This window comes from Corynebacterium sp. HMSC055A01 (assembly GCF_001809405.1).
GTDB classification, from domain to species: Bacteria; Actinomycetota; Actinomycetes; order Mycobacteriales; family Mycobacteriaceae; genus Corynebacterium; species Corynebacterium hesseae.
This window is the reverse complement of the sequence record NZ_KV797598.1, coordinates 1-22,958: the sequence shown is the minus strand read 5'-3', so window position 1 is coordinate 22,958 and position 22,958 is coordinate 1. Positions and strand designations below refer to the sequence as shown.

The window sequence follows — 22,958 nt, the reverse complement described above, 5'->3', positions numbered from 1 at the left end:
CGCTTTACCCCAAACCTACGCATGCGAAACGCCCTACCCGGCCGTGCAGTAGTGCACGGCCGGGCAGGGCGTCGTTTAGGGAAACAGAAAGGGCTAAGCCCTCTCCCCTAGGCGCGGATGAGATCGATGACGAAGGTCAGCGTGCGACCCGACAGCGGGTGTGCGCCACCGGCCGGGCCGTAGGCCTTCTCCGGCGGGATGACCAGCTTGCGGCGGCCGCCGACCTTCATACCCGGGATTCCTTCCTGCCAGCCGGCGATGAGACCGGTCAGCGGGAACTCGATGGACTGGCCACGGCCCCATGAAGAGTCGAACTCCTGGTTCGTCTCGTAGTCAACACCAACGTAGTGGACCTCAACGAAGCCGCCCGGCTGGGCTTCGGCACCGTCACCCACCACGATGTCTTCGATGACAAGGTCCTGGGGAGCAGGCTCCGTTGCCGGCTCAATTACGGGCTTTTCCATTGGGGATTATCCTCCTTGGATTATTTTCTTCTTTGCTGGCCGCATACGCGTGGGCCGAGCCACAACGTTCCCCAGTATAAGCGGAGATGCGGGGCTCGGCCCTAGAAACCCAGCGTATGGGTTATACGTCAAGCCACGGCGGCCTGTTAAAGACCACCGTTCAGGCTACCGTTTAGCGCTCGCTGCGCGGGGTGACCTTGCGCAGGGTCTCGCCGGTGTAGATCTGGCGCGGGCGGTTGATCTTGGTGTTGAGCTCAAGCTGCTCGCGGTACTGAGCAATCCAGCCCGGCAGGCGGCCGATGGCGAAGAGGACGGTGAAGAAGTCCGTCGGGAAGCCCATGGCGCGGTAGATCAGGCCGGTGTAGAAGTCGACGTTCGGGTAGAGCTTGCGGGAGACGAAGTAGTCGTCGTTCAGCGCAATCTCCTCGAGCTTCATAGCCAGGTCCAGCATCGGATCGCCACCGAGGTGATCGATGATCTCGTGAGCGGTGTCCTTGACGATGGCCGCGCGCGGGTCGTAGTTCTTGTACACGCGGTGGCCGAAGCCCATGAGGCGAACGCCCTTTTCCTTGTTCTTCACGCGGTTCATGAAGTCGGTTGCGTCACCACCGTGGTTGTTCTGGATATCCTCGAGCATCTCCAGAACAGCCTGGTTAGCACCACCGTGCAGCGGGCCGGACAGGGCGTTGATACCACCGGCGATAGCAACGAACAGGTTGGCCTGAGCGGAGCCGATCATGCGGACGGTGGAGGTGGAGCAGTTCTGCTCGTGGTCAGCGTGCAGGATAAGGAGCTTATCCAGAGCCTTGGCCACGATCGGGTCGACCTCATAATCTTCAGTCGGGTAACCAAACATCATGCGCAGGAAGTTCTCGCGCGCGTTGAGCTTGTTATCCGGGTACATGTAGGGCTTACCCTGCGATGCGCGGTAAGCATAAGCGGCCAACATCGGCACCTTAGCCAGCAGGCGGACGGTTGCCTTATCCAGCTGCTCCTCATCCAGCGGGTTGAGCTGGTCCTGGTAGTAGGCGGAAAGAATGTTGAGGGAGGAGGCTAGAACAGCCATCGGGTGCGCGTTGCGCGGGAAGATGTTGAAGGCTGCCTTGAAGTCCTCATCCAACAGGGTGTGGTGACGGATCTCGTTGTTGAACTTGGACAGCTCATCCTCGGTGGGCAGGTGGCCCTTGATCAACAGGTAAGACACCTCGTTGAAGGTGGCGTTCTCAGCCAAGTCCGCGATGTCGTAGCCGCGGTGGCGGAGGATGCCTTCCTCACCATTAATAAAGGTGATCTTGGATTCGGTAGAGCCGGTAGACGCATAGCCCGGGTCAAAGGTGACTAGGCCGGTCTCGTTACGGAGCTTGCCAATATCGAAGCCGGAGTCACCCTCCGTGGACTGCTTAATGTCCATCTCGTACTCGCCGCCGGGGTACTGCAGTACAACCTTGTTCTTTTCAGAAGCCACGTATATTCCTTTCCTCAATGTTCAACGCCGACCGCAGCCGGCGCGACAGATCTAAACCTCTTCACACTCTAGCAAAACCTGTGACTCTGCCAACATTGGCAATCCTGGCAAAGTATCTAATGCGCGAACGAAATTAGGCTACACTGCCCACATGAGCAACTCAGAACTCGTCCTGCCAGCAGATCTCCTCCCCACCGACGGCCGCTTTGGCTGCGGGCCCTCGAAGGTCCGCCCCTCCCAAATTGAGGCAATCACCGCGGGTGCCAGCACCATCATTGGCACCTCGCACCGCAAGCCAGCCGTCAAGAACCTCGTCGGTTCCATCCGCGAAGGGCTTTCCGAGTTGTTTTCCCTGCCAGAAGGCTATGAAATTGTCCTCTCCCTTGGCGGTGCCACCGCGTTTTGGGACGCGGCGACCTTCGGCCTGATTGAGAAGAAATCCGCCCACCTCAGCTTCGGCGAATTCTCCTCTAAGTTTGCTAAAGCCGCAGCCGCCGCCCCCTGGCTCGACGCCCCGCTCGTCACCGAAGCCGAGGTCGGCACCGCACCTGATCCGAAGGCAGCTGATGCCGAAGGCGCCGACATCATCGCGTGGGCCCACAACGAAACTTCGACTGGAGCCATGGTTCCGGTGACCCGCCCCAACCCCGAAAACGCGGAGCAGCTCGTCGTCGTCGACGCCACGTCCGGCGCCGGCGGCCTGCCCGTGAATATGTCGGATGCCGACGTCTACTACTTCTCCCCGCAGAAGTGCTTCGCTTCCGACGGCGGCCTGTGGCTGGCGGCCATGTCCCCGGCAGCCCTCGAGCGCATCGAGAAGATTAACTCCTCCGATCGCTTCATCCCACCCTTCCTCAACCTGCAGACCGCCGTGGACAACTCCCGCAAGAACCAGACCTACAACACCCCAGCTGTGGCCACGCTGCTCATGCTGGAGAATCAGGTGCAGTGGATGAACGCCAACGGCGGCCTCGACGGCATGGTCAAGCGCACCACGGAGAACTCCTCCATCCTGTACAACTGGGCAGAGTCCCGCCCGGAGACCACCCCCTTCGTGGCCGAGCCTGCCGCACGTTCCCTCGTGGTGGGCACCATCGACTTCGAGGACTCCGTCGACGCAGCTGCGGTTGCCGCGACGCTGCGCGCCAACGGCATTCTCGACGTCGAGCCTTACCGCAAGCTGGGCCGCAACCAGCTGCGAGTGGGCTTGTTCCCGGCGATCGACTCCGCGGACGTCACCAAGCTCACCAAGGCTATCGATTACGTTTTGGACAACCGATAGCCTTCGCCCGCCACTCCTTGCACCACGCAACAACTTTGTTTGCACCTATGTGTTGAGTCATACAACATGCCCCGCGCTCTTGCCAGAGTTCGGGGCATGTTCTGGGTAAAGTGGATTTCATCACATGTCCGCTACCAGGCTAAGGAGCGCCATCATGCGCGAGATTTTCCTCGCACCCAGCGACTCAACTGACACCTCGCTCGTCCTCCGGGCCGAGGATGGTGAGGAGTTCTTCCTCGAGGTCACCGACGAGCTTCGCGAGCTTTTCGCTCCCGCCGACTCCGCCGACTCCGACTCCGCGAAAGAGGCATCCGACCACACCACGCACGAGGCCGGGAACGCCACCGACGATTCCTCCCCCACTTCTGCACAGGCTTCGCGCTCTGCTGGTTTGCACACCGTGATGCCATCTTCTGGTGGCTCCCCTTCCTCTCCGCAGACTCAGCACACGCAGCAGGCGCAAGAAATCCGCCTGCGCCCCAATGAGATTCAAGCCCGCATCCGCGCCGGTGCCAGCGCCGCTGAGATCGCCGAGGAGCTCGACGTTCCGGAATCCCGCATCGAGCCTTTTGCGCACCCGGTGCTTTTGGAGCGGGCGCGCATTGCGGACGTCGCCAAGCAGGCGCACCCCATCCGCGAGGATGGCCCGGCCAAGCTCACCCTGTGGGAGATCCTGGCCACCGCATTCGCCGCACGTGGGCACTCGCTGTCGGAGGCAACATGGGACGCCTACCGCCATCAAGGTGAACCGTGGATCCTGCGCATCACGTGGAAGACGGGGCTTTCCGCCAACGAAGCGGAGTGGACCTTCAAGCAGACGATGTCCTCCCCGGCCACGGTGGAGGCACGCAATTCCGTGGCCGCAGACCTGACGGACCCGGACTTCGTGCAGCCGGTGCGTTCGCTGACCTCCGTGGGCCGTGGCGAGCGCTATGACGAAGCCATCGATGGGCGTGACTACGCCGAGGGCCGAGAGGTCAACGAGGACGCGCGCGCTGGAGCCCCCGGCGTAACGGAACTGTCTTCCTACACCGGCAACGCAAATGAGAACACTGAGGCGGAGGCCGACGTCACTGCCGAGCCTTCCGTGCTTCCCTCCCCGCGCGGTGGGGAGCACCCCGCCGAAACCGGCGCCGATGAAAACGCAGATGCCCGCGACGAGGGCGCGGCGGCACAGCCGGAGGAGAAGGAATCGGGCGTAGACGAGGACTTCCTCCAGAACCCGGATCCGGAACCCAAGCCTGCCAAGCGCCGCCGCAAGGCCGTCACCCCGCACTGGGAGGATGTGCTGCTCGGCGTTCGTTCCTCTACCAAGCGCCCCCGCGATTAACGAGTAGCCTGCCGTGGATACCCAAAGCGCCGTTCTCACTCTCTGGTACGTCACCGCCGCCGATCCCGCCGAGGTTCTCCGCGGAGAGCCCAAGGCTGACCGCGGTTTCGGCCGCAAGTTTCTCGCTCAACTCAACCCCTCCCTACCGGTAACGCCTATCGGGCAGTTCCCCCTAAACCGTTCCGCCGAACCCGGCGCGAGCGAGTTCTACATCGGCGGCTACCCCGGTGTGGCCGTCGTGCAAACCATCATCCATGATGACCAGCTGATCCTCTCGCAGCTCTCCCGCACCCTGCGCGAGGCCGTGCCGGCAGAGGAGATTTACGCCTTCACCTCTAACCCAGAGACTGGCTATGCCGGCTTTGCGCACTGGACGGGCAGCCGCCTGCGGCGCTCCCTGTGTGGAACGCGCTTTAACCTCTACGAGGATCATGGCCTGCCCGAAACCTTTGAGGCCCCTTACTGGGCCGGGGAGATGGACGAGCCCGCAGGTGGGATTGCCCTGCCCTTCGAGCCGCTCACCATCACCCAGGCAGCCCAAGAGTTCTGGCTGGGCATCGAAGTGGGCGAAGATGGCCCAGACGTGGACGTCGTGGGCTATGCCACCGACGGCCGCCCCGAGCCCAAGGTCGATACTCCCCCACCGCGCCGCACCGTGGCTGAGGTGGCCACAACCTCAGTGGCGAAGCTGGGGCTCAACGATTATGACGACTATGAAGAGCACGACCTCGAGCCGGAATCCACCGGCGAAGAGATTGTCCGCACCGCCAAGCACCTCGGCGGACTCGTGCGCCGCTATGCGGTGTCGACGTCACGGAGCCTCTGGGAACGCTGGCGCTCGTAGAAGGCAATTGCCGCCGACGTCGCCACGTTGAGGGAATCCGTGCCCTCCGCCATGGGGATACGCGCCCTCACATCGGTGGCGCGCATGGCATGCTCGGTCAGGCCTGGGCCCTCCGCGCCAACCAGCAGCGCCACCTTCTCCGCCCCCTCCAGGGCGTCGGCGATATGCACGGCCTCCGGATGCGGGGTCAGCGACACCAGCCTGAAGCCTTGGTCGCGCAGCTTCTCCAGCCCGCGCTGCCAGGTGGTAAAGCCGCCATCGAACCGAGCCCAGGGCAAACGCAGCACGTGCCCCATGGAAACGCGCACCGAGCGCCGGTAGAGCGGATCCGCAGCTCCCGAGCCTAAGAGGATGCCATCAACATCCATGCCCGCGGCGTTGCGGAAGAGCGAGCCGATGTTCTCATGATCACCCACACCTTCCATGATGGCCAGGGTGCGAGCGCCCTCAATGACTTCATCCACGGTCCAGGCCTCTGCGCGGTCGGCTGCGGCAACCAGCCCGCGGTGCATGTCGAAACCTGTGACCTCCCCCAACGTTGCTCGAGTGACCTGATAGACGGGAATATCGCCAACATCGTGGTTCGCTAGGAAAGTGTCGAGCTTTCCTTCAAAGCCGATGATGCAGCGCACCGGGAATCGTGAGGCGAGCAGGCGCTCCACGCACAGTGGGCCCTCACCAAAGACGAAACCCTCGCCGGACTTGTCCGCGTGCTTGAGATCGCGGATATCGTCCAGGCGAGGGTCTGTGGGGTCATCGATGACAAAACGCATGGCCCCTAGTTTAGGCACAGGGCCGCGTGCTCACCCCAGGCGGGCTAAGCCAGCAGCGAGCTGATGGGCTCCATGGCGAAGTAGACCACGAAGAGGGCGGCCACGAGCCACATGATCCAGTGCACCTTCTTGGCTTTGCCGGCAAAGGTAGCCATCAGGGCATAAGCGATGAAGCCCACACCAATACCGTTAGCAATGGAGTAGGTAAAGGGCATGACCACGATGGTCAGGAAGGCCGGGATGGCCTCCTCCATGCGGTTCCACTCGATGTCCTTGAGCTGTGCCGCCATCATCACGCCCACGACGACGAGGACGGGGGCCGCTGCCTCAATGGGCACGATCTCGTAGAGCGGGGTGAGGAACATGGCCAGCAGGAAGATCACACCGGTCACTACGTTGGCCAGGCCGGTGCGGGCACCGTCACCGATGCCGGCCGCCGAATCCGCAAACACCGTGTTGGAGGAGACCGAACCGGCGCCACCGGCAACGGCGCCAAAGCCCTCAACCACCAGGGCGGTCTTCATCTCCGGAAGGTTGCCTTTCTCGTCCACGAGGTTGGCTTGCTTGCCCAGGCCGTTCATGGTGCCCATGGCGTCGAAGAAGTTGGTGAGCAGCAGGGTGAAGATCAGCAAGACCGTGGAGACCACGCCGAGTTTGGTAAAGGCGCTGATCGGATCGACCTGGCCCACAATCGAGAGATCCGGCAGACCACCCAAGGAACTGGGCACCTCCGGAGTGGCCATGCCCCAGTCCTCGGAACCGGTCAGCGCCTGAATGATCATGGCGATGATGGTGGTAATGACGATGCCGATGAACAGTCCGCCGCGGACCTGGCGGATGACGAAGAAAGCGGAGAGAATCAGGCCCACGACGAAGACGAAGGCCGGCCACGTAGCGATCGAGCCGTTAACGCCCAGGCTCACCGGAACAGTGGTCATCGCGGCATCCGGCACGCGGGTAACAAAGTGACCATCCACGAAACCGATGAGCGCGATGAACATACCAATGCCCACGCCCATCGCTGCCTTCATGGAGGCCGGGATGGCATCGAAGACGGCCTGGCGGAAGCCAGAGATGGCCAGCAGGACGATGATGATGCCTTCGATGACGACGAGGCCCATCGCCTCGCGCCATTCCAGGCCGTTGAGGGAAACCATCGTCACGGCGACGAAGGTGTTCATACCCAGGCCCGCAGCCATGGCGAATGGGTAACGGGCGATCATGCCGAAGGCGATGGTCATGACGCCGGCCACCAGTGCGGTGGCGGCGGCGACCTGCGGGATGCCCAGGGTGGTGCCGGCAGCGTCAGCGGACGTGCCCAGGATGAGAGGGTTGAGGAGGATGATGTAGGCCATCGCGAAGAACGAGACCACGCCGGCGCGGACCTCGGTTCCCACGGTGGATCCGCGTTCGGAAATCTTGAAATAGCGATCGATAGCTGCGTTCATCGTGAGAGAGCGCCCCTTCTATCTAGAGAAGTGAAGTTTTACCTGCTAAGGGTGCTCCATCCAGGCACTAAAACGCAAACCCCGCACGCTGCGTCGTTGCTGCGTGCGGGGAGAAAGGCGAGCCTCTTAAAAGATCGGCTTCTCATCATCAAAGGGACGCTCCTGCTCCGATCCCTCCTCACGGATGGTCGTGCCGGAATGCGCACCGCACCCGTAGGTGGCGTGCACCACTTTCCCGTCCGCCGAGTATTCATTGGCACAGACGCCGTAATTAGGTATCAGCTCAAGATAGAAAGCACAGGTTTTGCACTGCAGCTGCGCCTGCGCCGCCATCTCCGAATTCGGCCCATGCTTCTTGCGCCAGCGATCCTTAGCTTCCTTGAGGCCTGCCTCGGAAAGCTTCCCATCATCAAGCCTTTCATCATCGGGCGCGGGCGGCATGAGGTCGCCCGGCCCAAGGTCCCCTGGGCGCAGGCGCTCGGAATAGGGCACCCATTCCGGCGCCTGCAGGGCCTGGCCACCGGGAACCAGCGCGACCTCGTTAACGGTCGGTGTACGCGAGCCCTCCGCGCAGGCGACGACGGCATGCCACTCCCACCCCGGATAGCCCGGCACGTGGGCGTCGAAACGGTGAGTAGCCACGTTGCGGCCTACTCCGGCAACGCCGCGGTGCTTGCCGACGTCCCCCTCACCTACCTCTTCCACGGCCCGGCGCGCCAAGTCGACGGCGGTCGAATCGAGAAGCGGGGAATGCATCTTTTTCTTGCGAGTCACCCTCCCATTATTAATCACGCACCAAGCCATAGTGCACAATGACAGTCATGGCCCTCCCACACCTCGCTCTCGCGTCTCGCGCACTAGCTGCAGCTCTCTCCGCCGGCGCTCTCCTCGCACCGCTCGCGTCGTGTTCCTCCCAACCCGCAGGCGATCACGCGGTGTCGCCTGCCTCTTCGGCGTCATCTTCCTCGTCGATGGGGAGCGGTGGGACGTCGCCAAGCGCACGCTCCCCAGAACGCTTGGGCGTTACCGTCATGGACACCGCACCCCTGCCGCCCGATACCTTTACCCAGGGCCTGGAGGTTGACACCGATGGCAACCTGCTGATCGGCACAGGGCTCAACGGCAAGTCCCGGCTGCTGCGCCTAAGCCCGGGTGCAGAGGACCCACAGGAAGAAACCTCGCTGGAAGGCTCATTCTTCGGAGAGGGAATCACGCAGACCGACGCCGGCATCTGGCAGCTGACCTGGAAATCCGGGGCAGCTTTCCTGCGGGATTCCGCCACCTTTGAGGAACTGGACCGCGCTAGCTATGACGGCGAGGGCTGGGGCCTGTGCAACGCGGGATCCGAACTCATCATGTCCGACGGCTCCGCCAAGCTGCGCCACCTCGATCCGAAGACCTTCGCAGAGCTCGGCCCGCGCACCGAAGTCACCCTCGACGGCTCCCCCGTGAATAACCTCAACGAGCTTGAGTGCGTCGACGGTGCGGTCTATGCCAACGTCTGGATGAGCGAGGATATCCTGCGCATCGACCCGGAATCCGGCGCAGTCACCGCCGTGATCGATACCGCAAACCTCAACCACTCCCCTTCTACGGATCCCAACGCCGTCCTCAACGGCATTGCCCGAATCCCGGGCACCGACGAGTTTTGGATCACCGGCAAGCTCTGGGATGAGCTGTACCGGGTGCGCTTCGAGTAGGATTCTCAGCCATGGCTACCGTGAAGCAAGCAAGGAAGAAGTCGCTGCTGCAGTTTCTGGCGCTCATCATCGCCGTGGCGGTCATCGTCGTGGCGGTGGTGCTGTTCCAAAAGTGGAGGAATGACCGCCCGGGCCCCGAGCCACAGGACGTCACCATCACGGCCACGGTGGGCTCCGACACCCTTGACGTTGCACCCTATAGCGTCTGCGAGCCTGGCACCGACTGCAAGGAAGGCGAAGTTCCCAACCTCACGGTGGGCCCCGATGACACCCTGAAGTTGGAGATCCCCGAGGCCATCTCTAACCACGAGTGGTCCGTGCTGTCCATCTATGATGACCCGGCCGCCAATGACAGCACCTCTCACGGCGCCAACGAGACCACCTCGCTGGACATCCCCGGCTCTGTGCCGCCGATTGAGGCCTCCACCGGTGAGCGCCCCAAGCTGATGGTGGTGGAGATTTCCACGCTCATGATTGGCCACGATGCCAATGGCGAGGAAACCCCGATGCAGACGGTGTGGTCCCTGTCCACCATGACGGATGAAGAACTCAAGGAGTCCAAGGCCACGGGCAACGCGCCAGCTGAGAAGTAGCGCCCCGCCCCACCGATCGACAAAGTGCCCCAGCTGCCAAACTTAGGGCTGATCATTGAAAAATCAGCCTAGCTTTTGGCAACTAGGGCACTTTTCAGTCATCGGCCTACGAATGTAGGCCGCCCCTTAGCTATCCAAGTCCTTGGCAATAGCGCGAAGAATCTCAGCCACCTGACGGCCGGTCTTGCGCTCTGGGTAGCGGCCCTGGCTTAGCACGGGCTGCACTTGGGTTTCGAGCAACGTCATGACGTCGGAAAGCATGCTCGACAGCTCCTCCGGCTTGCGGGCCGGGGTACGGCGGCGCGGGGAATCAAGGACCTTCACGCGCAGCGCCTGCGGGCCGCGGCGGCCAGCAGCGAAGTCGAACTCGATTCGCTGGCCTTGATACAGCTCGTCAACGCCCTTGGGCAGCACGTTGCGGCCAACGTAGACGTCTTCATCGCCGGGGTTGCTGACAAAGCCGAAGCCCTTGTCCGCGTCATACCACTTCACTTTGCCGATAGGCATGGTTCTTCACTCACTTTCTTTCCGTCTCTCCTCTTTAGAAAGCTTAGGCGCTGCCATGCACCAGGCCTATAGGCCGCAAGCATTCCGGGACGAGGAGGCGCGGCGTAATTAATACTGAAGCGGCCGCGCGGAGGAACTATCCGTGGAACTTATAAAGAGATACATCTTAACCTCCCCACGCTCCGCCAGAGAAACTTGCCCCAGGGTTCACCCCATCAACCACACCCATAACATGCGTGATGTAGCTAACATTGCCGCCGCGAACAGGGGAAACATAGATAAATTGCCATGATTGTTACCGTTTTGGAGCATTTAACGTGACTGTTTCGTTATAAACCGCTACTCTTTCCCACAGGCACTTCGGCCACCGGCCGTGGAAGTCTCGCCCCAGACACAGTCCGGGCTTCCACTAGGCGGCCGCACATGATGTGCATGACTATGAACATCAACTGCAAGACACTATGCCGGACTGGGCATCATCTGGGCGCGAGAAAGCAAGAACAACCTAGAGAAGGAATACTTTAATGGGACGCCACTCCGCTAAGAACAAGTCCATCGCCACCAAGTTTGCCGCCTCCACCGTTGCCGTGGGCGCCGCCGCAGCCATCATGGCACCGAACGCTGCCGCTGCACCGGATTCCGATTGGGACCGCCTCGCGCAGTGCGAGTCCGGCGGCAACTGGGCCATCAACACCGGCAACGGTTACCACGGCGGCCTGCAGTTCAACGCTCAGACCTGGCAGGCCTACGGCGGCGGCGAGTTCGCTCCGACCGCTAACCTGGCAACCCGCGAGCAGCAGATCGTTGTTGCTGAGCGCACCCTGGCACAGCAGGGTTGGGGCGCATGGCCGGCTTGCTCCGCAAGCCTGGGCCTGAACTCCGCCCCGACCCCGCGTGATGCAAGCGCAGCCGCAGCCCCGGCCGAGGAGAAGACCGCTCCGGAGGCTCCGGCTGACGCCCCGCAGGCCGTTCAGGAGGCCGCTGAGGAGCCCACCGATGAGCTGGCTTCCGACGCCCTCTACTCCCTCATCCAGGACACCGCCACCCAGTACGGCCTGACGATCCCGGCATCCTTCACCGAGCAGTACAAGGCAAACCGCCACGACTTCAACGCCTTCTACTCCGCCAACCGCCACGTCATCGACCCGCTGGCACAGGTTCTGGCTGCACGCTAAGCAGCGCGCAGCGCCGTGCAAGCACGGCACATCGAGGCAAAACTCTAACTACATAAAAAGAGACTGGATGGTGTCCTCCATCCAGTCTCTTTTGGTTTTGCTTAAACCTTTTCCTCAACGGCAACGTCTTCCTTAGCGCGCGACCTATCGAAGGCCAGCAACACTAGACCGACAACGATCCACAGCCCCAGTGCCCACCACGCATGGACGGCACCATTGCCATCAAAGAAGGACAGTGAACGGACCAAGTGGCCCGTCGCGCCGATGGGCATCCACTGCCCCAGCGTCGACCACCCGGCAGGAAGCAGCCATGGTCCCGTCGCCAGACCCGACAGCGGGTTCGCCAGGAAGATGGTCGCCACAGCACCGATTCCGATGCCCGCGGCCCCCATCACTCCCGCGAGGCCGGCGGTTACCGCAGAAGTCGCAAGGATACCCGCTGCGATGGCCATCCACTCGGCAGCGAAGCTGCCACCGAGGGTTCCATAAACCGAGTGCAGCATCCACGTAGCAATAAGCGCACCCACCAGCGCGATACCAACGAGCACTCCCATCTTGATCCACTTCTTACCACGGAATGCAAAGGTGGCAATGACAGCGGAAATAATGCCACCAAAAGCTAGCGGAAGGCCAAGCAATGCAATGCCGCTTGCCTGCGGGTCCTCCTTCGTCGTCGGTGCCAGCTCCCGCTTCTCCACGGTCATCCCCTGAGCCTCGAGCTGGCTCGCAAGACCGTCAACCATCGCAACGTAGGGAGCACCATTTCCCGCGGCCGTGAAAGCATTCGCGCCCTGAGGAGAGATAGCGAGGCCGCCAACAGCCTCACGCTGTAGCACCGCGTCTCGCACCTCCGCCTCGCCGTGCTTCACGACGATCTCCGGGGCCTCATCCCCAGCCGCGCTCTCAATCTTCTGCGAGATGCCATCGAGCATGGGCTCCGGTACAGAGACCGCAATCGGCACTCCGGCTGGCCCGGATGCAAAGGTGGGCGCCAAGAATGCCCACAGCATGAGACCGATAACGATGGGGATCCCCACGATGGCAGCTATCGATTTCACAGCAACCGATGGCTGCTTTCTTTCCCGACTTTTCACCGCTGACATTACATAGCCTCCAAACGGAACAGGATGTTTCACTTACAAAGTGGAGCATAGTGTTCCGTTTGATATGATGCAAGCCGTGAGACAAGATGCAGCAGAAAACAAGCAAGCCATCGTCGCAGCAGCCAGGCAGCTGCTCATCACCGAGGGACCGGGCGTATCCATGCGCTCAATCGCCAAGAAAGCTGGCGTGGGCGTCGCCACGGTCTCACGCCACTTCCCCGAGCGGCTCTCCCTCATCGTTGCCATCACCAGCGCGGAGGTAGCGAACATCAAGGAAGAGGTGGACAGCCACCTGCAAGGCTTCGACGAGGACCCCGAAGGCACCTGGCGCGATATCATTCATCGCATCGCCGGCCTTAACTTCGCCGCCGTTGTTCAAGCTGCGGCAGCCGAAATGAACACTGCTGCGTTCTCAGACGATGACGCGCAGAAGATCGCTGCCCATCGCACAGCAGAACTGAAATCGATCTACCAACCGATGATCGAACTCGCGCGGCAAGCAGGCCTCTGCCCCGAGTCCCTCACCCCACTCGAACTTCACATCGGCATCGGTCTCATCACCCGCCCGCTGCCCAGAACGCTAGTGAGCACCGACTACCTATCAGGTATACAAGCCCAGCTCATCGATACGCTGCTCGACGGCTTTAAAGCCCAAGCCCGTGCCGACTAGTTCCCGTGCCGACTAGTTGAGGCGCAAGTACATTACAAACACGTATAGCCCCACCGAGGAGAACATTCTCGGAGGGGCTGAAAGCAGGCCAGTCAGGCTCAGCACATTCGCTAAGTGAAGCGCAGATTTCTGCGCGCCAACTTAGCGGTTGATGCGGGTGTACGGGTGTACGTAGTTCAGCTTCTCTGCCGGCATCGGCAGAATCAGATCGTCACCATACGGGCTGGATGCGCCAGCAAACGGTGCAGTGATCTCAGTAATGACGTGCTCGCGGGGGCTGTTCTTCGGCCAAGCCGGGGATACGAAGCCTTTGTTCTCATTCGACATGCTCCTTATTATTCCAAACCCTGCGCCGAAAAGTAACTTAATCACCCAACGAGGGCCCCATCCCTCCCCCGCCTACTAAACTTGATGGCCATCATGACCTCCCCCTCAAACCGCGCCCACGTCACCGAGAGCTACCGCGAATGGCTCAGCCAACTACCCGCTGAAGACTTACGCGCCCTGCTGAGTAACCGCAGCGATGTTCTCTCCCCCGCACCGAAGGACTTCGACGCGCTGGCCTCGCGCCTGACACTTCCGATGCACGTCGCGGATGCCTTGGCGGCAAGCAACGCCGAGCAGCTCGCCGCCTTGGAGGACATCGCACAACGCGGCGGCGAAGTCGACATGGTGGAAGACACCAACCCGGCAATCACGAAACAGCTCAAGGAGCGCGGCCTCGTCTTCGGCAACGCCCCGCAGGTGCGCATCGTCACCGCCGTCATGGGCTCGCTTCCCACCGGCTGGTCGCTGCGCAATCAAGTCGAGTTCGACGCACAAGACATCGAAGCGCTCACTCCAGAAGAGCGCCACATCCTCGACGCTTTGGCCAAGGGCGATGGCGTGGGATACACCACTGACACCGAGCCGGATATCAACTCTGACGACCCCGCCAAGCGCCTGCTGGCCAAAGGTTTCTTGGAGCGCATCAATGCCCACTCGGTACGCCTGCCGCGCGCGCTCGCCCGTGCACTGGTTGGGGACGCAACCCCGCCCATCCCCACCACTCCTTCAGGACGCGCCGGCACCCCGGAACCGGATTCAAAGGCAGACGACGCCGGTGCCGCGGCGGGCCTCGAGGCCGTGCGCGGCATGGAGAGGCTCATCGAGTTGCTCGGTAGCCACCCGGTCGCGCTGCTCAAGGATTCTTCGGTGGGCGTTCGCCCGCTCAACCAGTTGGCGAAGGACCTCGACTTGGATAAAGAAGAAGTCGGGCGGCTTATTGCTCTAGGACACCACGCCCGGCTTCTCCACCGCGGCGAACCTGATGGCTTAGAGGGCCATTTCCTCGCCCCCACCACCGGCTCCCAGGACTGGCTCGAGGCCGATCTCGGGGAGAAGTGGCGCATTCTTCTCGACGCCTGGCGTACCTCCCCCTGGGCCACATGGAGCGATACTCGGGTGCTCGCAGACGACAGCGCAGTGCGCCGCCTGCCGCGCTTCCGTAGCTTCGTCCTGGGTGTCTACGCTCACTCCGCCGTCGCGCTGAACAGCGAAGAGTTCTGGGAGGATCTGCGCTTTCGCTCCCCTCTCTTTGCCAGCCACACGCGCACGCTGACCATTGAGAATCTGCGCGCCGAAGCCGAATGGATCGGTGCCATTGCACTGGGCAAAGCCACCCGCGTGCTGGCTGATTCCGCCGCGGCCGCCAGCCTCGTCCCCGATACCGTCAGCGAATTCATCATCCAACAAGATCTCACCGTCCTCGTGCCCGGCCCCCTTGAGCCAGACACGCACCGCACCCTCGCCTCCCTGGCGGACCTCGAATCCCCAGGCTTGGCCAGCGTGTACCGCATCAGCGAGTCCACCATTCGCCGTGGCATGGACCAGGGTCTGACCGCCCAGGAAATGACCGACTTTTTGGAAACGCATTGCCCGACGGGCGTGCCGCAGGCGTTGGGGTTTGCCATCGGGGACGTCGCCAAGCGCCATGGCACCCTCCGCAGCGGGCCAGCGCTCTCGTACCTTCGCAGCGAGGACCCCGCGCTGCTGGAGCTTGCCGTCGCATCCGTTCCCGGTCTGCGCCTGCTCGCGCCCACCGTCGCGGTATCGCAGCTGCGCGTGGGCGAGTTGCTGGAGAAGCTGCGAGCGAAGGGCCTATCCCCCACCCCGGAGGATGAATCCGGCGCTTCCCTTACCGTCGCCCCCGAGCCCTACCTTTTGCCCACGCCCCGCACGAAGCCGCGCAAGCGCGAGCCCGCCTCGGTGGAGCAGGCGCTTCAGGCTTTGCAGAAGTCAGCGCAGGATCCGAGCCAACACCAGGAGGAGGAGCCAGATCCGCTCACTCTGGCCCGCGCCGCCGCGCGCTTCCACGCCGATATCGTGATTTCCTATGCCGATAAAAGCGGCGATCTCCGCACCGTAACCGTGAAGCCATTATCAGTAGAGGGCGGCTACATTGATGCTCTAGGCACCGCAGGAAAGCCCGTGCGTTTCCCGGTTCACCGCATTTCCTCCGTCCGCTTCGCCGACAGGGATTAAGTCCCTCCCTGACGCACAGAGTAGAAAGGCCCCATCATGCCCGGACCGCTCATCGTCCAATCGGACAAGACCGTCCTCCTCGAGGTGGATCACCCCCAAGCCAACGAAGCTCGCGCAGCACTCGCGCCTTTTGCTGAGCTGGAGCGCGCGCCCGAGCACATCCACACCTATCGCATCACCCCGCTAGCCCTGTGGAATGCGCGCGCCGCCGGGCACGATGCCGAGCAAGTCGTCGACGTTCTGGAGAACTACTCCCGCTTCCCGGTGCCGCAGGCGCTGCTGATCGACGTCGCCGAGACCATGTCGCGCTACGGCCGCGTGCGCCTGTTGGCCCACCCAGCCCACGGTCTCATCCTCGAATCGGACGAGCCCGTCATCCTAGAAGAGCTCACGCGCACCAAAAAAGTCAGCGAACTTCTGGGCCCGCGCATCGATGACAGCACCATCGCCGTGCCGCCTTCCGCACGCGGGCGGCTCAAACAAGAGCTGCTCAAAGTCAGCTGGCCCGCCGATGACCGCGCCGGCTATGTCGACGGCGAATCCCATCCCATCGCGCTGAGCACCGAGGAAGTGGACTGGCAGCTTCGCGACTATCAGCAGTATGCCGCCGATTCCTTCTGGTCCGGTGGCTCCGGCATCGTGGTCCTGCCCTGTGGCGCGGGCAAAACCATCGTGGGTGCTGCCGCCATGGCCAAAGCACAGGCCACCACGCTCATCCTCGTGACCAACACCGTGGCCGGGCGCCAGTGGCGCGATGAGCTGCTGCGCCGCACCAGCCTCACGCCAGAGGAGATCGGTGAGTACTCGGGGGAGAAAAAGGAAATCAAGCCGATTACCATCGCCACCTACCAGGTGGTCACCCGCAAGACCAAGGGCGAATACCGTGCACTCGAGCTCTTCGATTCCCACGACTGGGGCCTCATCATCTACGACGAAGTGCACCTCCTGCCGGCCCCAGTTTTCCGAATGACCTCCGACCTACAATCGCGCCGCCGCTTAGGACTGACCGCCACACTCATCCGCGAGGACGGCCGCGAAGGCGATGTCTTTTCGCTCATCGGTCCCAAGCGCTATGACGCGCCGTGGAAGGAGCTGGAATCCGCCGGCTATATCGCCACCGCGGACTGCGTGGAAGTGCGCGTGGATATGACGCAGGAGGAGCGCCTGCTCTATGCCACGGCACAGGCGCGGGAGAGGTATAGGATTGCGGCGTCGGCAAGCGCTAAGCTGCGGGCCGTCGACAAGCTGCTAAAGAAGCATCAGGGACAGCAAGCACTCATCATCGGCGCCTACGTGGACCAGCTGGAGGAGCTCGGTGAGCACCTCGGCGCGCCCGTCATCGACGGCAAGACATCCACCGCCAAACGCGAAAAGCTCTTCCAGCAATTCCGCGAGGGCGAGCTTCCTACCCTGGTGGTCTCCAAAGTCGCGAACTTCTCCATCGATCTCCCCGAAGCCGCCCTGGCCATCCAGGTTTCCGGCACCTTCGGCTCCCGTCAGGAGGAGGCCCAGCGTTTGGGCCGCCTGCTGCGCCCGAAGAAGGACGGGCAGGAAGCAACCTTCTACACGTTGGTGGCGCGCGAATCGATCGACGCGGAATACGCCATGCACCGCCAGCGGTTTTTGGCCGAGCAAGGTTATGCCTACCGGCTGGTGGACGAAGTAGACTTGTGAGCTGATGAAGATTTTCAAGTTTGACGTCAACGAAGACTTTGCCAAGAAGAACAACGAGCTCCTGCGGGATTCCTCGCGCCTGCGCAATTCCGGCCTCATCATGGGCTTGGTTCTTATCCTCGGAGCCCTCGCCGTTTACTTGGGCATGGATGCCGTCTGGCGCATCACGCTGGCCGTCGGCATGGTGCTCTTCGGAATCTTTTGCGCCGTTGTTGGCATCATGGCCTCAAGCAAGGTCGGCACGGCACAAAAGCTCTATGACTCTTATCCGCTTGCCCCGGCCGTCGTCGCGGAGGTCAACGAGCGCGACATGGTCCTCATGGCCTTGGTAAACACCAATGTTGACCCGAAGGCGCCGCCGCGGTGGGGCGCATGCCTGCGCACGGTCACGAGCATTCCAGGCATCAAGCGCACCGTGGGAACTAAGGTCCCGGTGGCCGCTGTTTCTGGCCAGCGCAGCAGCAGCGATAAAGACCATTGGCAGCAGATCACCCCGATGCCAATTGCTTGGGGCACCCCGGACGCGGAGACCGTGACGATTGCACGCAAGTCCATTCCGGAGGATCAGTGGCAGCGGCTGGAGCGCGCACGCAAGCGTCTGACTGATGTGAAGGCTACGAAGTACGATCTGTTGGTGCTCTAAATGACTGTTCACAGGCTTGAAGAATTTGGCGAAACCATCTTTGCCACCATGACCGCGCTTGCTGTGGAGCATGACGCGGTGAACTTGGGCCAGGGTTTCCCCGATAGCGATGGCCCACAGCGCATGCTGGAGATTGCCCAGGAGAATATCGCCGGCGGCAACAACCAATACGCTCCCCTACGCGGGGTCCCAGAACCGGTCGACGCCATCGCGGAGGCCTACTCCGTGCCGCAGGACCACGTCGTGGTCACCGCCGGTGCTACCGAGGCCATCACCGCAACAGTCTTGGGCCTCGTGGAGCCCGGCCAGGAGGTCATCGTCCTCGAGCCTTATTACGACGCCTATATCGCCGCCATCGCGCTTGCCGACGCCACCCGCATCCCCGTCCCCTTGAAGGAATCCGGCAACAGCTGGGATATCGACGTTGCTGCGGTACGTGCGGCCGTGACCGATAAGACCGCCATGGTCATCATCAATACCCCGCACAACCCGACCGGCTCGGTCTTCTCCCGCGAGGCACTCACCGAGCTTGCCGAGCTCTGCGTGGAGAAGGACCTCCGCGTGTTGGCCGATGAAGTCTACGAAAACCTCACCTTCGGCACCGCCGAGCACGTCAGCATCGCCTCCCTGCCGGGGATGGCCGAGCGCACCGTCACGGTGTCTTCTGCCGCCAAGTCCTTCAGCTGCACCGGCTGGAAGACCGGCTGGGCCATTGCGGAGCCTAAGCTTCTCGACGGCGTCATCAAAGCCAAGCAGTTCACCACCTTCGTCTCCACCACGCCCTTCCAGCCCGCCGTGGCACATGCCCTGCGCTATGAACAAGAATGGCTGGATGGCATGGTGTCTGAGCTTGCAGAGTGCCGCGGCATCCTAGTGGAAGGGCTAGAACAGTTGGGCTTCCACGTCCACGACACCGGCGGCACCTACTACGTGGTTGCCGATGTCTCCCCCACCGGAATGACCGGCGTGGACTTCTGCATGCAGCTGCCCGCAACAAAGGGTGTGGCAGCCATCCCGCTGGCCGCCTTCACGGACAACCCAGAGCCGTGGAAGTCCAAGGTTCGCTTTGCCTTCTGCAAGCGTCCCGAGGTCATTCGCGAAGCCGTGCGGCGTCTAACTGCAGAGTCCTAAGAATTCAGGCTCCTAAGCTTGCCCCTTCTGTCCTGCGCATTCTTGTCTTTAACGGCTTTCAGCCCCCTACATTCCGTTCTGGCCTTTAGGAGAACCGGGTTCTACAATCAGCGCGAGTCCCGAAGCAAGGTCTGCCAGCAACTGCTTCGACGAGTCCACAGGAGCATTGAGGTAGTCGATCGTCAGCCCGTTGACCAGTGCAGTGACAAGACGAGCACCTTGCTCAGGCGACAGCCCTCGGGCCAATTTTCCGAAACGTTGCGCTGCTTCGAGACCTTCAGAAACGCGCGCTCGAAACTTCGTCACCTCGGCGTCGTATAAGTCAGCCAGCCATTTGCGCGTCGAAGCAGCAGCTCCCACTATGACCCACACAGCGGCATCCTCGCGCTGGACAGGTCCAATTGGCAAGAGTTCAGCCAGGCGACCGTGGATGACCGCGTGAAAATCCGTCGCATCGGTCTGTGTGAGGGCTCGCGACTCCTGGCGCTGCAACGACCTGACAAAAGCTTTCGCGATGATGTCGTCCCGTTTACCCATCTGGTACTGGACAGTCCCAGGCGCGACGCCAGCCTCAGTGGCGACGTTGCGCACGCTCAGGGCATCGAGGCCCTGGCTGACCATCACTCGAATAGCAGCATCAGCGATCATTGCGGCGGTGCCGGTGATGGGTGTGTTGCGATCAACGGACATGGAGCTCCAATCTTGCGTAGCTCAGATGCGATGAGCCATTCATAAGTGTAGTTGCACTCGCGCATTGCGCCTCGTACAATCGTACCAAGCCCGCGATTAATACAACCGTACGAAGCTGGATTGAGGCCTCTTTCGAATCTAAGGTCAAACTCCCCGCAAACACCCGACTACTGGAGAATTCCATGTCAGACTTCCTTCCCCTTGCCGGCCTTGCACTCGTAGATAGTTTGAGTGCAGGAACCCTTGTCATTCCTATTGCACTGATTGTTATCTGGCGACGAGTACGTTTAGGCCTATTGGGCACCTATCTCGCTACGATCGCCACGGCCTACTGCGGCCTTGGTATTGCGCTTCTATTAGGGTTCGATGCGGCAGTATCGAGACTTTCTGGCGTAAGCGAGACTGATTGGTTCCGGTGGGTGACTCTTGTACTGGGCGCGGGGCTTTTCATCTTCGGTGCGTTCTCGCCAAACCCTAAAAAGCCCGCGGCCACGCAGACCGCCGACCCAGAAGTACCAAAGAGTCGGGCTTCTCGCCTTGCACGGGGCGCGTCACTGAGTGCGTCCGGCATGGTGGGGCTTGCGCTAGGTGCTGCCGTTGTCGAGGCTGCGACGATGTTGCCCTACCTAGGCGCAATGGGAATTATCCAGTCTATGTCCTTCGGGTTTAGCGGCAAGGTCGCGCTTATTGCGGGGTACTGCATCATCATGGTCCTACCGGCAACTCTTATGGCTGTCATTGCAGGCGCAGCGGGGTCGGCTATATTTCCTCGTCTGGAGCGCGCCATACGTCGGCTGGAGTATGAAGCGAAAGTGACGTTGTTGTGGATCGCGGCAATTGTGGGAGTCTACATGGCGGCATCGAGTGCACAAGGGCTCGGATTGATCGGTTGAGTGCCAGGTTGAACGTTGAGCGATAGCGCCGATTGAAGAGCCCCTTCCTGCAGAGCTAGCCCCCGGCCCGTCATAACGGCGGCCGAGGGCTACGTCTTCTTCATCCCCTATCCGATGCCTACCAAGGCGGCAACAGTTGGGAGAAAGAAGATAATCAGCGCGCCGCCGATTATGTCGAAGCTGACGCCTGTGCGGATCATACGCGCGATGGAAACGCAGCCGGAGCCATAAACGATGGCATTTTGCGGCGTGAAAATTGGAAGCATGAAGCCAAAGGATGCGCCGAAGGAAGCGGCCATCGCCGGGATAACAGGGTCTACTCCCGCAGCCATGGCGAGTGGAACAACAATCGGCACAGTGACAGCCGCTGCCGGGGTATTACTTGTGGTCTCAGAGATGAGGATGGCCAGCAGCACCGCCATGGCAGTGATGACCAGGGCACTAGATACGCCCAACATACTGTTGAGTCCGGAACCGATAGTTTCTGCTAGACCGGAGCTGCCCAGCATGGCGCCGAAGATCATGCCGCAACCACACAATATGATGGTGCCCCAGTCAATCTTGGCCGCATCTGACTAGTCCAGGGTGTACTGCAGCTTCTTGGATTCAACGGGCAGCGAACCCATATGACTACTTGTTCAAGCCGGTTAGAATCCAAGCACTACCCGGATTATCCAGAGAAAAACTGAGAGCAACTGTCGTTGACTCCATGATTAAAGAAGACGGACTTGATGGAGAACACAGATCAAGAGCCTGTCGAGAGAACTTCACCCACTTCTCGCTGTCGCCCTTTCCTCTAAGAAAGAGGAAGTTTTCTCGATCGGAGAAGCCGTGTTCTGGAACAGGGGGATCATCAGCCATAAGTGTTTCTTTGACTGTTTGATACGGAGTGTATGGGCACACGAGCGAAAACTCAGTCCACTCTGGTCCGTAGAGTTCCTCCAGTGTGATGGACTCAGTAACGGGGGTTTCATGTCCCGATCGTCCTACGGACGCGAGATGAGAAGCCAATGGGTCATCAAACCTACAAGAGGACAGTAATAGGGAGACAATACTAGTGAACCCTATCCGCGCCATCATGCGTCTCATTAACATAACCCCCTACTCGTGCCTATCCTAGGAAAGTGTAGATAGCAGTCCAATTCTAGCCCAGATGGCGCACTAGTTCAGAACAGAAGCTTCGTCGCCACTACTTGCGAAAGCAGATCCAAGAAATCGACCTTGGGCATTGTTATACAGGTCCATTCTAGTCTCATCCGCTGGCCCCTGAGCGACAGTTTCGTGGTTAGTAGCAATGCGTTCAGCTGCACCTGCACCGATTGTCATCGTCATCAGGGCATTCCACGAGCAGTGCCGAAAAGCATCGCCCTTTCCACTGTGGAGTGATGTGGCGCCAGGAAACCGCTTCTGCGCTTCCATACTCGCGGTTGTGGGTGCCTGATTGGCGATGCCGCATGATACTACATCGACCAGCGCGATGCAGGACAGCATTTCAAAGCCCTGGATATATATCCGGTAGGGGTCCGACTGGGCGGTCGCAAAAGACGCTACCTGAGGATTGATGTCAGTGACCCTGGACGCTTCATCTGGGACAAATAGCGCGTATGAACGGTGCAGGGATCCATTGCGGTCCATAAGCGCAGACGTGGATGTGCAGCACGTAGGTCTGTACTTTCAGGTCTGTACTTGTAGGTTGTATGCGAAAACGACGAGGAAGCCCGTCACCGTTGAGTGGTTGCTCAATGGTGGCGGGCTTGTTGTATTGAGTTGTTTGTTGTTGTTTGGTGTCGGCGGTTTCTTACTCTCCCACAACCTCCCGGTTGCAGTACCATCAGCGTTAGCAGGCTTAGCTTCCGGGTTCGGAATGGGTACCGGGCGTTTCCCTGCTGCTATAGGCCACCGACAAACACTTAGGGCAACGTCTGGTTGCTGGTGTTGTGTCAGATACTGTGTAGTGGACGCGAACACGGCAGTGTGATTATTTAACTGTTGTGTTTGTTGTTGACACACCCTGTTTTTGGGTGTGTGTGTTTGTTTTGGTCTATTAGTA

23 protein-coding genes, 1 rRNA gene and 1 pseudogene are annotated in these 22,958 nt (G+C 61.1%); 12 read left to right on the top strand and 13 right to left on the bottom strand.

What is annotated here, in order from left to right; genetic code table 11:
* Positions 1-107: 107 nt before the first annotated feature.
* Positions 108-464 (bottom strand): FKBP-type peptidyl-prolyl cis-trans isomerase, encoded by a 357-nt coding sequence (locus HMPREF2604_RS12610; protein WP_010187736.1) that lies wholly within the window; start codon positions 462-464, stop codon positions 108-110.
* 172 nt (positions 465-636) lie between these two features.
* Complete coding sequence (locus tag HMPREF2604_RS12605; RefSeq protein ID WP_083299257.1) at positions 637-1,929, bottom strand: citrate synthase; 1,293 nt, start codon at positions 1,927-1,929, stop codon at positions 637-639.
* 151 nt (positions 1,930-2,080) lie between these two features.
* Here HMPREF2604_RS12605 and serC point away from each other — a divergent pair, with 151 nt between their 5' ends.
* From serC to HMPREF2604_RS12590, 3 genes are all read left to right on the top strand, one after another.
* Positions 2,081-3,211 carry a phosphoserine transaminase gene (serC, locus tag HMPREF2604_RS12600; RefSeq protein ID WP_070565690.1) on the top strand — a complete coding sequence of 377 codons (1,131 nt, stop codon included), beginning with the start codon at positions 2,081-2,083 and terminating at the stop codon, positions 3,209-3,211.
* Between the two features lie 154 nt (positions 3,212-3,365).
* On the top strand, positions 3,366-4,541 hold the full coding sequence (gene sepH, locus HMPREF2604_RS12595) for a septation protein SepH (protein ID WP_070565689.1): 1,176 nt from the start codon (positions 3,366-3,368) through the stop codon (positions 4,539-4,541).
* Between the two features lie 13 nt (positions 4,542-4,554).
* Complete coding sequence (locus HMPREF2604_RS12590) at positions 4,555-5,385, top strand: DUF6928 family protein (protein ID WP_070523079.1); 831 nt, start codon at positions 4,555-4,557, stop codon at positions 5,383-5,385.
* Here HMPREF2604_RS12590 and HMPREF2604_RS12585 read toward each other — a convergent pair.
* The 3 genes from HMPREF2604_RS12585 to HMPREF2604_RS12575 all read right to left on the bottom strand — a co-directional run bounded on the left by HMPREF2604_RS12585 (position 5,337) and on the right by HMPREF2604_RS12575 (position 8,362).
* Positions 5,337-6,158: a TrmH family RNA methyltransferase gene (locus HMPREF2604_RS12585; protein WP_070523069.1), complete on the bottom strand. Its 822-nt coding sequence runs from the start codon at positions 6,156-6,158 to the stop codon at positions 5,337-5,339. The two genes, HMPREF2604_RS12590 and HMPREF2604_RS12585, sit on opposite strands and share 49 nt — an antisense overlap.
* Before the next feature lie 44 nt (positions 6,159-6,202).
* Entirely contained in the window at positions 6,203-7,606 is a 1,404-nt protein-coding gene (locus HMPREF2604_RS12580) for an NCS2 family permease (RefSeq protein ID WP_070523067.1), read from the bottom strand.
* 126 nt (positions 7,607-7,732) lie between these two features.
* Complete coding sequence (locus HMPREF2604_RS12575) at positions 7,733-8,362, bottom strand: DUF3027 domain-containing protein (protein ID WP_246818435.1); 630 nt, start codon at positions 8,360-8,362, stop codon at positions 7,733-7,735.
* A gap of 56 nt (positions 8,363-8,418) precedes the next feature.
* On the opposite strand from HMPREF2604_RS12575, the gene HMPREF2604_RS12570 reads away from it, so the two are divergent.
* Together HMPREF2604_RS12570 and HMPREF2604_RS12565 are read left to right on the top strand one after the other, a co-directional pair.
* Entirely contained in the window at positions 8,419-9,306 is an 888-nt protein-coding gene (locus HMPREF2604_RS12570) for a glutaminyl-peptide cyclotransferase (RefSeq protein ID WP_371440694.1), read from the top strand.
* 11 nt (positions 9,307-9,317) lie between these two features.
* Entirely contained in the window at positions 9,318-9,899 is a 582-nt protein-coding gene (locus HMPREF2604_RS12565) for a DUF2771 domain-containing protein (protein ID WP_070565684.1), read from the top strand.
* A gap of 126 nt (positions 9,900-10,025) precedes the next feature.
* On the opposite strand, the gene HMPREF2604_RS12560 is transcribed toward HMPREF2604_RS12565, so the two are convergent.
* Positions 10,026-10,406, bottom strand: coding sequence for a cold-shock protein (locus HMPREF2604_RS12560; protein ID WP_070565682.1), 381 nt, complete (start codon positions 10,404-10,406; stop codon positions 10,026-10,028).
* 524 nt (positions 10,407-10,930) lie between these two features.
* Between HMPREF2604_RS12560 and HMPREF2604_RS12555 the strand changes: the two genes are divergently transcribed.
* Positions 10,931-11,581: a resuscitation-promoting factor Rpf1 domain-containing protein gene (locus tag HMPREF2604_RS12555; RefSeq protein ID WP_070523053.1), complete on the top strand. Its 651-nt coding sequence runs from the start codon at positions 10,931-10,933 to the stop codon at positions 11,579-11,581.
* Positions 11,582-11,682: 101 nt separating this feature from the next.
* Here HMPREF2604_RS12555 and HMPREF2604_RS12550 read toward each other — a convergent pair whose 3' ends face one another.
* Positions 11,683-12,639 carry an ABC transporter permease gene (locus HMPREF2604_RS12550; RefSeq protein ID WP_232748464.1) on the bottom strand — a complete coding sequence of 319 codons (957 nt, stop codon included), beginning with the start codon at positions 12,637-12,639 and terminating at the stop codon, positions 11,683-11,685.
* A 112-nt stretch (positions 12,640-12,751) separates the two neighbouring features.
* Between HMPREF2604_RS12550 and HMPREF2604_RS12545 the strand changes: the two genes are divergently transcribed.
* Positions 12,752-13,354 carry a TetR/AcrR family transcriptional regulator gene (locus HMPREF2604_RS12545; protein WP_227485958.1) on the top strand — a complete coding sequence of 201 codons (603 nt, stop codon included), beginning with the start codon at positions 12,752-12,754 and terminating at the stop codon, positions 13,352-13,354.
* 141 nt (positions 13,355-13,495) lie between these two features.
* Here HMPREF2604_RS12545 and HMPREF2604_RS12540 read toward each other — a convergent pair whose 3' ends face one another.
* The gene (locus HMPREF2604_RS12540; protein WP_070523044.1) at positions 13,496-13,681 is read right to left on the bottom strand and encodes a hypothetical protein; all 186 of its coding nucleotides are present in this window, start codon (positions 13,679-13,681) and stop codon (positions 13,496-13,498) included.
* A gap of 93 nt (positions 13,682-13,774) precedes the next feature.
* Between HMPREF2604_RS12540 and HMPREF2604_RS12535 the strand changes: the two genes are divergently transcribed.
* The 4 genes from HMPREF2604_RS12535 to HMPREF2604_RS12520 are packed head-to-tail and all read left to right on the top strand — an operon-like array spanning position 13,775 to position 19,325.
* Positions 13,775-15,877 (top strand): helicase-associated domain-containing protein, encoded by a 2,103-nt coding sequence (locus HMPREF2604_RS12535; RefSeq protein ID WP_070565827.1) that lies wholly within the window; start codon positions 13,775-13,777, stop codon positions 15,875-15,877.
* A gap of 36 nt (positions 15,878-15,913) precedes the next feature.
* The gene (locus HMPREF2604_RS12530; protein ID WP_070565678.1) at positions 15,914-17,551 is read left to right on the top strand and encodes a DNA repair helicase XPB; all 1,638 of its coding nucleotides are present in this window, start codon (positions 15,914-15,916) and stop codon (positions 17,549-17,551) included.
* 4 nt (positions 17,552-17,555) lie between these two features.
* Positions 17,556-18,194, top strand: coding sequence for a DUF3239 domain-containing protein (locus tag HMPREF2604_RS12525; protein WP_070531568.1), 639 nt, complete (start codon positions 17,556-17,558; stop codon positions 18,192-18,194).
* Complete coding sequence (locus tag HMPREF2604_RS12520; protein ID WP_070565676.1) at positions 18,195-19,325, top strand: aminotransferase class I/II-fold pyridoxal phosphate-dependent enzyme; 1,131 nt, start codon at positions 18,195-18,197, stop codon at positions 19,323-19,325.
* A gap of 66 nt (positions 19,326-19,391) precedes the next feature.
* On the opposite strand, the gene HMPREF2604_RS12515 is transcribed toward HMPREF2604_RS12520, so the two are convergent.
* Positions 19,392-20,015, bottom strand: coding sequence for a TetR/AcrR family transcriptional regulator (locus tag HMPREF2604_RS12515; protein ID WP_070565674.1), 624 nt, complete (start codon positions 20,013-20,015; stop codon positions 19,392-19,394).
* A gap of 182 nt (positions 20,016-20,197) precedes the next feature.
* Between HMPREF2604_RS12515 and HMPREF2604_RS12505 the strand changes: the two genes are divergently transcribed.
* Positions 20,198-20,908 (top strand): GAP family protein, encoded by a 711-nt coding sequence (locus tag HMPREF2604_RS12505; RefSeq protein WP_070529473.1) that lies wholly within the window; start codon positions 20,198-20,200, stop codon positions 20,906-20,908.
* Between the two features lie 107 nt (positions 20,909-21,015).
* Here HMPREF2604_RS12505 and HMPREF2604_RS12500 read toward each other — a convergent pair.
* From HMPREF2604_RS12500 to rrf, 4 genes and pseudogenes are all read right to left on the bottom strand, one after another.
* Positions 21,016-21,525 (bottom strand): annotated as a pseudogene (locus HMPREF2604_RS12500) (SLC13 family permease); the annotation flags it as partial.
* 13 nt (positions 21,526-21,538) lie between these two features.
* Positions 21,539-21,769, bottom strand: a complete 231-nt coding sequence (locus HMPREF2604_RS14000) for a hypothetical protein (protein ID WP_141746466.1) — start codon at positions 21,767-21,769, stop codon at positions 21,539-21,541.
* A 300-nt stretch (positions 21,770-22,069) separates the two neighbouring features.
* Complete coding sequence (locus HMPREF2604_RS14575; RefSeq protein WP_371440695.1) at positions 22,070-22,399, bottom strand: DUF6973 domain-containing protein; 330 nt, start codon at positions 22,397-22,399, stop codon at positions 22,070-22,072.
* 294 nt (positions 22,400-22,693) lie between these two features.
* Positions 22,694-22,812 (bottom strand): 5S ribosomal RNA (gene rrf, locus HMPREF2604_RS12490).
* Between the last annotated feature and the right edge of the window lie 146 nt (positions 22,813-22,958).